Origin of the sequence: Sphingopyxis lindanitolerans, from assembly GCF_002993885.1 — a bacterium.
Classification (GTDB): Bacteria; Pseudomonadota; Alphaproteobacteria; order Sphingomonadales; family Sphingomonadaceae; genus Sphingopyxis; species Sphingopyxis lindanitolerans.
Genome location: NZ_CM009578.1, coordinates 2,250,989 through 2,263,343 on the forward strand (window position 1 = coordinate 2,250,989; position 12,355 = coordinate 2,263,343).

At 68.0% G+C, this 12,355-nt stretch carries 10 protein-coding genes; 5 read left to right on the forward strand and 5 right to left on the reverse strand.

What is annotated here, in order from left to right:
* Positions 1 to 41: 41 nt before the first annotated feature.
* The 4 genes from CVO77_RS10825 to msrB all read left to right on the forward strand — a co-directional run bounded on the left by CVO77_RS10825 (position 42) and on the right by msrB (position 4,208).
* The gene (locus CVO77_RS10825; protein ID WP_105999065.1) at positions 42 to 992 is read left to right on the forward strand and encodes an ABC transporter ATP-binding protein; all 951 of its coding nucleotides are present in this window, start codon (positions 42 to 44) and stop codon (positions 990 to 992) included.
* The gene (locus CVO77_RS10830) at positions 989 to 2,221 is read left to right on the forward strand and encodes an ABC transporter permease (RefSeq protein ID WP_105999066.1); all 1,233 of its coding nucleotides are present in this window, start codon (positions 989 to 991) and stop codon (positions 2,219 to 2,221) included. The genes CVO77_RS10825 and CVO77_RS10830 overlap by 4 nt, the downstream gene beginning before the upstream one ends.
* A 183-nt stretch (positions 2,222 to 2,404) precedes the next feature.
* Positions 2,405 to 3,661, forward strand: coding sequence for a cytochrome P450 (locus CVO77_RS10835; RefSeq protein WP_105999067.1), 1,257 nt, complete (start codon positions 2,405 to 2,407; stop codon positions 3,659 to 3,661).
* 58 nt (positions 3,662 to 3,719) lie between these two features.
* Positions 3,720 to 4,208, forward strand: a complete 489-nt coding sequence (gene msrB / locus CVO77_RS10840; RefSeq protein WP_105999068.1) for a peptide-methionine (R)-S-oxide reductase MsrB — start codon at positions 3,720 to 3,722, stop codon at positions 4,206 to 4,208.
* A gap of 10 nt (positions 4,209 to 4,218) precedes the next feature.
* Here the strand turns inward: msrB and CVO77_RS10845 are convergent, their stop codons facing one another.
* The 3 genes from CVO77_RS10845 to CVO77_RS10855 are packed head-to-tail and all read right to left on the reverse strand — an operon-like array spanning position 4,219 to position 8,063.
* Positions 4,219 to 6,072 carry a hypothetical protein gene (locus CVO77_RS10845; protein ID WP_105999069.1) on the reverse strand — a complete coding sequence of 618 codons (1,854 nt, stop codon included), beginning with the start codon at positions 6,070 to 6,072 and terminating at the stop codon, positions 4,219 to 4,221.
* Positions 6,069 to 6,524, reverse strand: a complete 456-nt coding sequence (locus tag CVO77_RS10850; protein WP_242445899.1) for a GtrA family protein — start codon at positions 6,522 to 6,524, stop codon at positions 6,069 to 6,071. The genes CVO77_RS10845 and CVO77_RS10850 overlap by 4 nt, the downstream gene beginning before the upstream one ends.
* Before the next feature lie 3 nt (positions 6,525 to 6,527).
* Complete coding sequence (locus tag CVO77_RS10855; protein ID WP_242445900.1) at positions 6,528 to 8,063, reverse strand: NAD(P)/FAD-dependent oxidoreductase; 1,536 nt, start codon at positions 8,061 to 8,063, stop codon at positions 6,528 to 6,530.
* A 253-nt stretch (positions 8,064 to 8,316) separates the two neighbouring features.
* Between CVO77_RS10855 and CVO77_RS10860 the strand changes: the two genes are divergently transcribed.
* On the forward strand, positions 8,317 to 8,700 hold the full coding sequence (locus CVO77_RS10860; protein ID WP_242445901.1) for a glycine zipper 2TM domain-containing protein: 384 nt from the start codon (positions 8,317 to 8,319) through the stop codon (positions 8,698 to 8,700).
* Between the two features lie 7 nt (positions 8,701 to 8,707).
* Here the strand turns inward: CVO77_RS10860 and CVO77_RS10865 are convergent, their stop codons facing one another.
* Positions 8,708 to 11,479, reverse strand: a complete 2,772-nt coding sequence (locus tag CVO77_RS10865) for an MSCRAMM family protein (protein WP_242445902.1) — start codon at positions 11,477 to 11,479, stop codon at positions 8,708 to 8,710.
* A gap of 33 nt (positions 11,480 to 11,512) precedes the next feature.
* On the reverse strand, positions 11,513 to 12,355 hold the full coding sequence (locus CVO77_RS10870; protein ID WP_105999070.1) for a fimbrial biogenesis chaperone: 843 nt from the start codon (positions 12,353 to 12,355) through the stop codon (positions 11,513 to 11,515).

The window sequence follows — 12,355 nt, forward strand, 5'->3', positions numbered from 1 at the left end:
CGTGCCATAGTCCGGCAACGCTTAATCTCAGGGACCAGCATTTGACCGATTATAGTGTCGAGGCGACCGGCCTCACCAAATATTTCGACAGCTTCAAGGCGGTCGATCAGGTGTCGCTGACAGTTCCCGCGGGGTGCATCTATGGCGTGCTCGGCCCCAATGGCGCCGGCAAGACGACAAGCCTGCGCATGATGCTGGGCATCATCGATCCCGACGAGGGGACGAGCCGGCTGCTCGGCGGGCACAAGCCGCGGACGGTGCGCCACCGCATCGGCTATCTTCCCGAGGAGCGCGGCCTCTATCCCGGCATGAAGGCGCGCGAGGCGATCGCCTTCATGGGCGCGCTGCGCGGGCTCGACTGGTCCGAGGGGCGCCGCCGCGCCGCGATCTTCATGACCGAGCTTGGCCTCGAACGCGTGATCGACGAGAAAATCCGCAAGATGTCGAAGGGCATGGCGCAGATGGTCCAGTTGATCGGGTCGATCGTCCATACGCCCGACCTGATTGTCCTCGACGAGCCTTTTTCGGGGCTCGACCCGGTCAATCAGGAGCGGCTCGAAACGATCGTCCGGCGCGAGCAGGGTCGCGGCGCGACGATCCTTTTTTCGACCCATGTCATGGCGCACGCCGAGCGACTCTGCGACCGGCTGGCGATCATCGCGGGCAGCGCCCGCCGCTTTGAAGGGACGGTCGACGAAGCGCGCGCGCTGCTGCCGATGCAGGTGCGCTACACGCCGCGCGACGGCAGCGACGCCGTCGCCGCGCTGCTCCCCGCCGCCGCGACGCGCAAGGGCGAGGCCTGGCATTTCGCGATCGAGGAAAGCGACGTCGAGCCGCTGCTCGCGCGCATCACCGCGAGCGGTCATGGCGTCGCGGGCCTGTCGATCGCGCGCCCCGCGCTGCACGACGCCTTCGTCCATATCGTGCGCCAGGTCGATGCCGAATTCGACGACGCCCCCGAAGCGGACGCGATCGAGGAGGCCGCGGCATGACTCCCTTCCTCAAGAATCTGCTCGTCATCGCGCGCCGCGACTTTCTGGCGATCGTCGCGACGCCGACTTTCCTGCTGTTCCTGCTCGCGCCTTTGTTCATGGTCGGCATGGGGCTGGCCGGGGGCATGGGCGCGTCGCAGCTCGCCGACAGCGCGCGCGGCGCCGGCCGCATCGTCGCGATCGCCGATGCCGCCGATGTCGAAGCGCTGCGTGCCGCCGACACGCGCCTGCGCGCCGCGATGCCGCGCGAACCCGCGACGCTCGAAGTCCGCGTCGCGAGCGCGGCCCTCGATCCGGTCGCGGTCGCGCGCGAAAAGGGCAGCGACACCTATGCGGTGATGAGCGGGCCGCTGGCGACCCCGCGCATCGTCGAGCGCGAGGCAGGGAGCAGCTCCGGCCGCTATCTCGCGCTGCTCGCGGGCGCGGTGGTGCAGAACCGCGTCGCCGGGGCGCCGCCGCCGATCGCGCCGCATTTCGAGGCGATCACGCGCGGCGGGACGAGCATCGCCGCACAGCAGTCGCTGGGGTTCGGCGCGGTGTTCATCATTTTCCTCGTGACCCTGCTGCTCGCCGGCCAGACGGTCAGCTCGCTCGCCGAGGAAAAGGGCAACAAGGTGATCGAGATTCTCGCCGCCGCGGTGCCGCTCGAAAGCGTGTTCCTCGGCAAGCTGCTCGGCATGCTCGGGGTCGCGATATTGTTCATCGCCTTCTGGATTCTCGTCGCGATCGCCGGCGGCTTCGTCGCGGCGACGCAATTGGACCCGGCGACGATCGCCGCCGCGGGCAAGCCCGCCGCCGCGCTCGCGGTCGCCCCGGCGAGCGGCTGGCCCTTTTTCATCGGCGTCGGCTTCGCCTATTTCGTCATGGCCTTCCTGCTGCTCGGCGCGGTGTTCCTCGGCGTCGGGGCGCAGGCGGGGACGGTGCGCGAAATTCAGATGCTCAGCCTGCCGATCACCATCTTCCAGGTCGGCATGTTCAGCCTGTCGGCCGCCGCCGCGAGCGCGCCGACCTCCAGCCTCGCGACATTCGCGCAGATATTCCCCTTCTCCTCGCCCTTCGCGATGGCGGCGCGCGCCGCAACCGACGAAGGGCATGGCGTTCACCTGCTCGCGCTCGGCTGGCAGGCGATCTGGGTCGCGCTGGTCGTCTATCTGTCGGTCAAGATGTTCCGCGCCGGGGTGCTCAGCAGCGGCGGCGGGCTCAAATTCTGGAGGCGAAAGCGGTCATAGCCGTCGCCCCCGCGGAGGCGGAGGCCGCTGTCGGCCTGATCCTTCAGCACAGCGTAAAACGCCAGCGACTCCCGCCTCCGCGGGGGCGACGCCATACTGGGCACCTCGCATTGACAAAGCTGTAAATAGTGGCATTCTGCAACGGAATCGGCCGCACGCGACGGCCACGCAGAGGAGTGCTCCATGGCCACCCAGATCCGCGTCGAAGCCGACGCCGCCAATCCCCTCGACGTCAGCCGCGCCGAACTATGGCGCGAGGATCGCTGGCAGGAACCGATGCGCCGGCTGCGCGCCGAATCGCCGATCCATTATTGCGAGGATTCGAAATTCGGCCCCTATTGGTCGGTGACGACCTATAAGCCGATCCAGCATATCGAGGCTTTGCCCAAGATTTTTTCGTCGAGCTGGGAATATGGCGGCATCACCGTCGCCGGCGACGGGGTCGATCATCTGCAGGAAGGCGATGTGCCGATGCCGATGTTCATCGCGATGGACCCGCCGCAGCATACCGCGCAGCGCCGCACCGTCGCCCCCGCCTTCGGCCCGTCGGAAACCGACCGGATGCGCGCCGACACGCAGGCACGCACCGCGGCGCTGATCGACACGCTGCCGGTCGGCACGCCGTTCGACTGGGTCGAGAAGGTATCGATCGAGCTGACCACCGACATGCTCGCGATCCTGTTCGATTTTCCGTGGGAGGATCGCCACAATCTGACCCGCTGGTCCGACGCGCTCGGCGATATCGAAAGCTTCAGCACCGTCGAGGAACGCCATGCGCGCCTTGCCACCGCGTTCGAGATGGGCGCCGCCTTCAAGCAATTGTGGGACCGCAAGGCGCAGAACCCCGGCCCGCACGACCTGATCTCGATCATGCTCCAGTCCGACGCGATGAAGCATATGAGCGAGAATGAGTTCATGGGGAATCTCATCCTGCTCATCGTCGGCGGCAACGACACGACGCGCAATTCGATGTCGGCCTATGCCTATGGCCTGCACAGCTTCCCCGAGGAGCGCGCGAAGCTCGAGGCGAATCACGATCCCGACCTCGCGGTCAACGCGATGCACGAGATTCTGCGCTGGCAGACCCCGCTCGCGCATATGCGGCGCACCGCGACCGAGGACACCGAATTGTTCGGGCACCAGATCAAAAAACGTGACAAGATCGCGCTATGGTATGCGTCGGCGAACCGCGACGAAAGCGTCTTTCCCGATGGCGACCGGATCATCGTCGACCGCGAAAACGCCCGCCGCCACCTTGCCTTCGGTTACGGCATCCACCGCTGCGTCGGCGCGCGCGTCGCCGAATTGCAGCTCACGACGCTGATCTCCGAAATGCAGAAGCGCCGCCTGCGCGTCAACGTGCTGGCCGAGCCCGAGCGCGTCAACGCCAGCTTCGTCCACGGCTATCGCCACATGCAGGTCGAGCTCGAGCGTTATTGACATCGGGCCGCAACCGGGCGCAGATTCGCTGCGTACAGGGGGCATGAGGACGCCCGACATGATCGAACGCCGCTATATATTGTCCGGACTCGCGCTCGGCGGCGCGCTGATCGCCGCGCCGATGCTGTTCGCCAAGCCCGGCAAGCGGCCGCTCGCAGAGCCCGGCTGGCGATTGTCCGACGCCGAATGGCAGAAGCGGCTGACCCCGATGCAATATAAGGTGCTGCGCCAGGCGGCGACCGAGCGCGCCTTTACCAACCCGCTGAACGACGAGCATCGCGCCGGGATCTTCGCCTGCGCGGGCTGCGCGCTGCCGCTCTATTCGAGCCGGACCAAGTTCGAGAGCGGCACCGGCTGGCCGAGTTTCTGGGCGCCGCTGAAGGGCGCGGTCGCAACCTCGACCGATCATGCGATCGGCGTCGCCCGCACCGAAGTGCATTGCCGCCGCTGCGGCGGGCACCTCGGCCATGTCTTCGACGACGGGCCGAAACCGACCGGCAAGCGCTATTGCATGAACGGCGCGGCGCTGCGTTTCACCCCCGCCTGACCGAAACGCCTCAGCGCGCGGGCCTGACCCGCCACACCGCCAGCCCGCTATCGCCCGGCATCGGCACGCGTTCGAGCCAGCCGGGCGGTGTTCCGGCATAGAGGTGCGCCGCCAGCGACGCCTTGCTCACGCGGCGATATTGCGAAAAATCATTGGCGGTCGGGCAATAGACGATCAGCGTCGCCTTCTGCTTGCGCACCAGCGCCTCGGCCTTTGCCGGATCGCCGATGAAGATGCGCAGCGTATCGGCCATCGCCTCGCGGTTGCGGTGATGCGGCGTCGCGACCACCGCATGGTGGGTCCAGAAGATCAGCGGCGCGCCGAGGTCGATCGGGGTCAGCATCACCGTCGGCGGCAGGCGGTCGAGCGCGGCGACCGTCACCGGATCGATACAGGTCTGCTCCGCAACGCTTTTTTCTTTCTCATTCTGCGCGGCCTTGACCGCCGGAAAGGCGAGGCCGGCGATCGCCGCCGCCGCCAGCCCGCCGAGCAGCGGCAGGGTGAGCGCCGCCGCGGCCGACACCGCGACGCGCGGCAGCAAGGCCGCGATCGACCGCGCGCGGGTCCAGATATGCAGCCCCAGCCAGGCTGAGCCCGGCAGCGCAAAAAGCTGCGCGGTGCCCGCGGCGCGAAGCACGAGCAAGGACAGCACCGCCGCGCCGAGCAGCGCGGCGGTCACGGTCGCCCAATTCCTGCGATCCTCGGCGCTGTCGCTGGCGCGCCACGCGAGCAATGATCCGGCGAGCCCGACGATCGACGGGACGATCACGAACAGCACCGTCGTTGCCGACGAGGCCCACACCGGCTGGCCTTCGAGGACGTTGCGATACCAATATTGGACGACGATCGGGTCGAGCGTCGCGAAAGGGCCAGCGGCGCACAGCGGCTCGACCGCCACCAGCGCCCCGGCGGCGAGCGCGCCCGCGCCGCCGAGCGCGGCGAAGCGGGTCCAGCGGCGCGCCGGGTCGACGCGGACGATCACGAACACCAGCGCGGCGGCGGCGGCGAAGGCGGCGATATAGGGCGCCGACAGCGCATCGCACCAATGGCCCGCGAGCCCGGCGGGGCCGCGCGTCAGGAATTGGAGGAGCGCCGCGCCGCCGGCAAGGCCGCCCATATATCCGGCGAGCCTGGCCCGGTCGTCGGCGCGCGCGTGCAGCGCCCAGCGCAGCGCAGCGAGCGCCGCGAACAGCGCGACAATGGGCAGACCCTCGATCGAGATGGCGAGCAGCGCCGCGGCGCTTACCCCCCCGATCAGCCCCGCCCGCGCGCTCGCGGGCCGCAGCGCCTGCCCCATGATCAGCATCGCGAGGAAAATCTGCCAGCCGTGATGATCGACCCGGAGCGGGCGAAGCTGGATCACGATGAAGGCGGCCGAGACGAGGTAGAGCGGCACGACATAGGAGATCCGCCGGTCGGACAAATGCCGATAGCCGCGCACGCACGCGACGCTGAGCGCCGCGCCGAGCAGCGGCGGCCACAGCGTCATCACGACCTGTTCGGCCAGCCCCTGGCCCAGCAGCGGCTTCAACAGCAGGATTGCAAGCGCGAGCGGCGCATCGACGATGCGCGACCAGTGCATCAGCACGCCGCCGCCGGCCGGATTGACGCGATATTGGGTGAGATCCCACCAGCCTTGCCCGGCGAGCAGGTCGCGGACCTGCGCCATCCGCATCGCATCGTCGGTGTCGCTGAGTTCGATCGTCGCGATCGCGTGCCAGCGCGCGACGATCGCGACCAGGCTCATCGCCGCCCAGACGATCAGCGCGATCCGGACCGGCGTGAACCACGGGCTGAAGCCAGGAGTGGTCGGCGCCGGGAGCGGAGGCGCGAGTGGGGGCGCGGGCCGCGCCGCTTCGGTCATGCCACGGCGGCCCGAAAGACGATGTGACGGCGCAGCAGATAGGTGGCCTGAAAACTGACGACGATCGCCGCGAGCTTCGCCAGCCGCGGGTCGAGTCCGAGTGCGGTGCCGGCGCCGACGATCGCGGTCGTGAGCGCCAGCCCGACGAGCGCCGACCCGACGAACAGCCATTTCTGCCGATGCCGTTCACCGGTGCCGCGCGCCGCCGTGCCGTCGGCAAAGACGAGCCGGCTCGAAACCAGCCAGTGGACGAGGATACCCGCACAATAGCCGATCGCCGACGCCGCCATCGGTCGCAATCCGGCATCGAGCAGCAGCAGGAACAGCCCGGCGTCGCTGCCGAGCGCCAGCCCGCTGGCGAACAGATAGTTCAGCCAGCGCGCCTCGCCGCGGCGAACCAGGCCGATCATCCGGGTGACGGGAGTCGTCATCGCATCTTCGCCCGAAGCCATGGCTCAGGCGGCCTTCGAAACGCGCGCCGGAACGTCGCGAACCGACGCCAGCGCCGCCTGTTCGCCCTCGCTGCCGCTTTCGTGATATTCGGCGTCCTCGTTGACGCCCCAGATGTCATAGACGCGCGCGCCGGCGACGATGTTGCGCACCGTCAGCATCGCGGTCATCATCGCATGATCCTGGTTGTTATAGCGGTGCATGCCGTTGCGCCCGACCATGTGCAGCGTCGGATAGCGCGCTTCGAGTTCCTCGCGCATCACCGCGACATGCGCGGCATAATCATCGTCATAGACCGGATAGGCCTTTTCCTGCCGCACCACCGCGCCGCCGACGACATCATCGGCGTTGCAAAGGCCGAGGATCGCCATTTCCTTCGTCGCCAGCGCGATCAGGTCGGCATCGCTCGACGACCAGAGCCCGTCGCCCTCGAAGCAGAAATATTCGAGGCCGACGCAGGCGATCGCCGGATCGGGCACCATTTCGGGCGACCAGCTCCGGAAATTCTGCACCCGGCCGACCTGCACCTTGCTGTCGTGGATATAGATCCAATTGTCGGGAAACAGATCGTCCGAGCGAATCTTGAGCGCGACGGTCAGGAAGTCGCGATAATTGAGCTTGGGCGCGGCGGTGAGCGCGCAGGCGGGCAGCGGATGGATACGCGCCGCCAGTTCGCGCATCGGCGCCGAACTGATCACATGCGCGGCGTCGATCACGATGTCGCCACCGGGTCCGGTTGCGGTCAGTCGCCAGCGGCCGCTGACCTGATCCTGGGTGAGCTGTTTGAAGCTGTGGCCCATCAGCACATGGTTGCCACCCTGAACGACCTTGTCCGCCGCCGCCTCCCACATCATCCCCGGCCCAAGCCGCGGATAGCGAAAGGTTTCGAGCAGGGTCTTGGTCGCCATGCCGTCGTTGGGCGCCTTATTGAGCCCGAGGCTGCGCTTCAGCCCGTCGAGCACCGCGGCGCCGAGGCTCAGCCCCTTGATGCGCTGCGCCGCCCAGTCGGCCGACATTTCGTCGCACGGCATGCCCCACACCTTTTCGGTATAGGTCTTGAAAAAGATCGAATAGAGCTTCTGCCCGAACTGGTTGATCGTCCAGTCCTCGAAACTGCGCACCGTGCGATTGGGAAGCAGCTTCGCCTTGGCGTAGCTCGCCATGCACAGCGCCGAACGGACGATGCCGAGATTCCACAGCGCCTCGAACGCGCGCAGCGGATAGGAGTAAAATTTGCCCTCATAATAGATGCGGCTCATCCGCGGGCGCTGGATGAAATCGTCGGGGAGGATTTCGTTCCACAGGTCGACGACTTCCTGGCTTTTCGAGAAAAAGCGATGCCCGCCGATATCGAAGCGGAAGCCTTCATGTTCGACGGTGCGGCTGATGCCGCCGACATAGACGGGATCCTTCTCGATCACCGTCACCTTATACCCCTGCCGGGTCAGCAGATAGGCGGCGGTCAGCCCCGCCGGGCCGGCGCCGACAATCGCGACATCGGCGCTGGTCGGACGGCTGGTCGGCATTTGGACGTCGGTCATATAATCCCCCACAGGAAAGCCTTGCTTGCCTGCCGCTGTGCCCAAACATGGCTAAGAACTGATTAACACGGGTGGGGGAATCGAGCGCCGCGGGCCGTTCGCCGTGACGGTCGTCGCCAAAGGCCCCGGCGGCGACGCGACGAAACGCCTCCGAACGCGGTCGAGCCGTGCTCGCGGCGGCCAAATCAGGCGGTGGTTCAGCGAAACGCCAGCTTTGGCTTCCTAATATGGTCGCGGGACCAAAGACAATGGGATGAACACCATGATCTGGATGAAGAAACTGGCACTTTCCGCGCTGATCGGAGCGAGCGCCATCGCTGCGCTGCCCGCCGATGCCGAGGCGCGCGACCGCCATCACCGCCACTCCTATTACGGCCACCGCGACCATGATCGCTATCGCGACTATCGCAGCGACTATCGCCGGGATTACCGACGCGACCATCGGCGCGGCCATTACCGCGACCGCTATTATTGCCGTCGCGGCAGCGGGACGACCGGGCTGATCGTCGGCGGTGCGGCGGGCGCGCTCCTCGGGCGCGAAGTCGATCGCTATGGCGACCACGCACCCGGAACGATCATCGGCGGTGCGGCGGGTGCGCTGATCGGCCGTGAGATCGGCCGCGGCGGGCGCTGCTAGGAAGCAGTCACGACGGCCCGCCGACTTCCTCCGCCGACGGGCCGCGGACGCCATGGCCCGCGCCGGGCGCCGCGCTCTTCGCCAGCCCGCGCGCGATCGGTTTCAGCGCCACGGTGCCGAGCTTGACGCGCGGCGCCGCCTTTCCCGGCGCCGCGCCGATCGCAAGCGCCGGGTCGAGGCGCAAGGCGGCGGCCGATGCCTTGGCCAGGCGAACCGTATAACGCCCGTAAGCCACGCTTTCGAAAAGATAATATCCATCGAATTCGGTCAGGGTCGTCGCGCGGACGCGGCCTTCGGCATCGACGAGTTCGAGCGCGAGCCCCTCGATCGGATTGCCGCCGTCGCGGATCATCACGCCTTCGATTTCACCCGCCGCGGTCATCGGCAGCAGGACGTGCGTCGCGACCCCGGGACGCGGGGTGACGACGACGCCGGGCAGCGCGGGCTGGATATAGGGATCGGGCAGGCTGCCCGCGTCGATCCCGATCATCACCGGGCGAAAGGGTTCGAGTCCGTCGATCGACGCGCGGCCGTCGCTGTCGGTCGATGCTTCGACAAGGGCGTTGCCGGCGGTCAGCGGCACGCCGCCGAGCGCCGCCTCGCCCGGTTGGCGGATGCCGTCGCCATTCTCGTCCATGAAGACATCGGCGGTCACCTGGCCGCGGCCGCCGAGCTTCTCGCTCGATAGCCGCCAGCCGCCACCGGCGGGTTTCGGTCCAAAGCTGAAGGCGAGCGACAGCGACGCCGCGACCGAGCCGTCGGTCGCCACCTCGCCAAAGCCGCTGAGCTGCAACATCTTGAAACGGCGCGTATAACCAAGGCCCGCACGCCCGCGGTCGAGCCCCTTGTCATAGCCGAGTTCGGCGCGCCATTCGGCATCGCCCTTCCCCGCCCATTCGCCGACGACGGCGAGGCGGGTGTCGGCCGCCTGCCCCGACAGCGCAAAGCGCGCCTCGCCGCGCAGGCGGACGGGGCCGATCCGGGCGTTGGCGAGCAAAGTCGCGGTCAGCTCGTCGGGCGGGCCGGGACCGACCGGCGCGCTCGTCCGACTCCAGTCGAGTTGTCCGGTAAAGGACAAGGCGCGAAAGCTCAGCGAAGCGCGGCCCGACGCCTGAAGGTTCGACACCCCCGAAGCGCGGTCGATCTTCGCGAGATCGAAATGCAGCGGCACGACCGTCCGCCCGAGCGCGACCGACTGGTCGATCGAGAGCGAATAGAGGCCGTCGATACCACCGACGAACCGGTCGGAGACGAAGCCGCCCCACCCGCGCATCGCATCGGCGCGGACGTTGGTTTCGCCGAACGCCGCGAGCCAGCTTGCACGCAGCGCCGCGGAACCGTTATCGGCATAGCTTCCCGCCACTTCGAGCAGCGACGGGCCGATCGAGCGGCGCACCGCCACCTCGCCATAATTGCGCCGGACATCCTCGATCATCAGACTGTGCAAATAAAGCGCGGCGGACGTGCGGGTGTCGAGCCCGCGCTCGACGCCCGCGGTGCCGCGCCAACCGCGCCGGAAGGCGCCGCCACGCCGACCAAACTCGATCAGGTCAGTGTCTTCCTGCGCCACACCCGCCCAATACCAGGTCTGTTGCGGCGGGATCGAGTCGATGCCGACCTGCAATTGCCTGATTTCGCGCCGGACCTGACCTTGCGGGCCATACAGGACGATCTCGAACCGGTTCGCGCCATATTGCAGCGGGACGTCGAGAAATTCATAGCGTCCGTCGCCGTTCGGGCTCGCGAAGGCGAGCAATTGCCCGTTGCGATACAGTTCGGCGTCCCAGCCCGCGGGCAGGTCGCCGCGAAAGCTCGTCTTGTCGAAGCTGTCGGGGCGCTCGACCGGGCGGTTGGTGATCACCGCGCCGCGCCCCGGCGCGCCTTGCGCGACCAGTCCGGTCGACAGCAGGCTGACGTCGCCGACCGCATAATGGGTCGCGTGGAGCGGGCCGAGCAGCCGCGCTTCGGGATCGGTACGATAGAGGCGCATCCGCAGGCTGTCGGGAACGCCCTTGTCGTTCGACGACAGCCGCGCGTCGAAACTTTGCCCGATCGCCTCCCCCGCGGCAAAAATCTCATAGCGCGCCTGGGTGTATGACCCGCCCTTGCGGTCCGAAACCACCCCCGCCGAGGCGACGACATCGACCGACGGAGTCGCCCATGCCCGATAGGGGCGCGCCGCCTGTGGCAGGCTCGCAAGGTCGAACGTCGCCTGCGGACGAAGCCCCGCCGCGCGCGAGCGCCGCTCCGCCGCAAGCTGAAAGGGCAGTTTTTCCGCGGTATCGATCCGCAACACCGCGTTCGGCAGATCGGCGGCGATCGGCACGCCGAGCCATTTGGTCAGGCTGTCCAGGTCGACGCACCAGCCCGCCGGCTCGTCACGGATCGCGGTCGCGCCGATCGCATAACGCTGGCTGCCGACGCGCACCTCGTCCGCATCGCGGTCGATCAGCAGGCTGCGGCGCTCGTCGAACACCCAGCCGGTTGCGCGGCGCAACTTCGTATCGATGCGCACCGCCAGATCGAGCGCGAGCACCATGTCGCCCAGGTCGACGCAGAGCCCCTGCGGGGTCTGATACCCCCGCACCCCGCCGCCGAGCCGATACGGGCCCGAACGCAGATCGAACAGCCAGCGATCATCCTCGCTCGGCGTCCAGCCATCGGACGCGGCCGAAACTGGCGTTTTTTCAGCGGCATGGGCGCCGCCGGAAGCCAGTCCGGCAAGCGTCCACCCGGCGACCAGCGCCGCCATCCATCGCCAAAGGGTCGCGCGGATCATCGGTCCGCCCGCGGGCGCCGCCCTGCCCCGCGCCTATTTCACGACCCGGTCGGCCTCGTCGATCGTGCCGCCGCCGATGTCGCGATCCTCGCTATAACGGATATGCACCGGCCCCTTGAGCTTCGCGGCGAGGTCAGGCGTGATCGGCAGCGACACCGTGCGCGCGGCGACTTCGGGATAGATCGCGATGCCGCGCGCGAGCAGCAGCGGTTCGGCCATTCCCGGCCGCGTCACTTCGATGTCGCCATAGACCGATCGATCGCCGCTGCGCGTCAGGTCGAACTCGAACGCCGGTCCATTCTTCGTCGCACCGACCCGGGCGTCGCCGATCGTCGCGCTCGCGCCAAGATCGCCGACACGGACGATGATCGGAATGGTGATGCCATAGATCGGCGTCAGCGCGATCGAGACGCCGGTCGGCGCGGGTTTGGCGAGGGGCTTTGCACGATCGGCCGCGACGGCGGGCGCCGCGTCGGGCACCGCACGAAACAGCATATGCGCGCGATATTCGCCCGGCGCGAGCCCTTCGGGGATGCGCACCCCGACGCGGATCACCTGCGGCTGGTTCGGCGGCAGGGTGACGCGGCGCGGGCTGAAGGCGATCATGTCGAGCGCCGCGCGCTCGGCCGGCGTCGCGTTCGCCTCGTCGATCTCGTCGAGCCCGCCGTCCGGGGTCATCCGCTTGACCTCGAGGCTGATGCGATAGGTCGCCGGCGCGCTGCCGATATTGTTGAGGATCACCTCGGTGCCGCGCGATCCGTCGAGGATGACGCGCGTCGGCGCGACGAGCAGGTCGCCCGCGGCACAGGCAGGCGGCGCGGCGGTGCCGAGCGCAGCCGCCGAGAACAGGCAAAAGCCCTTGAAAAAGCGCAACAT

Coding starts and splice junctions, on each gene's coding strand:
- CVO77_RS10855 (WP_242445900.1), bottom strand. CDS start 8,063: ATGACCGACGTCCAAATGCCGACCAGCCGTCCGACCAGCGCCGATGTC.
- CVO77_RS10835 (WP_105999067.1), top strand. CDS start 2,405: ATGGCCACCCAGATCCGCGTCGAAGCCGACGCCGCCAATCCCCTCGAC.
- CVO77_RS10865 (WP_242445902.1), bottom strand. CDS start 11,479: ATGATCCGCGCGACCCTTTGGCGATGGATGGCGGCGCTGGTCGCCGGG.
- CVO77_RS10850 (WP_242445899.1), bottom strand. CDS start 6,524: ATGGCTTCGGGCGAAGATGCGATGACGACTCCCGTCACCCGGATGATC.
- CVO77_RS10870 (WP_105999070.1), bottom strand. CDS start 12,355: ATGTTGCGCTTTTTCAAGGGCTTTTGCCTGTTCTCGGCGGCTGCGCTC.
- CVO77_RS10845 (WP_105999069.1), bottom strand. CDS start 6,072: ATGACCGAAGCGGCGCGGCCCGCGCCCCCACTCGCGCCTCCGCTCCCG.
- CVO77_RS10860 (WP_242445901.1), top strand. CDS start 8,317: ATGAACACCATGATCTGGATGAAGAAACTGGCACTTTCCGCGCTGATC.
- CVO77_RS10830 (WP_105999066.1), top strand. CDS start 989: ATGACTCCCTTCCTCAAGAATCTGCTCGTCATCGCGCGCCGCGACTTT.
- msrB (WP_105999068.1), top strand. CDS start 3,720: ATGATCGAACGCCGCTATATATTGTCCGGACTCGCGCTCGGCGGCGCG.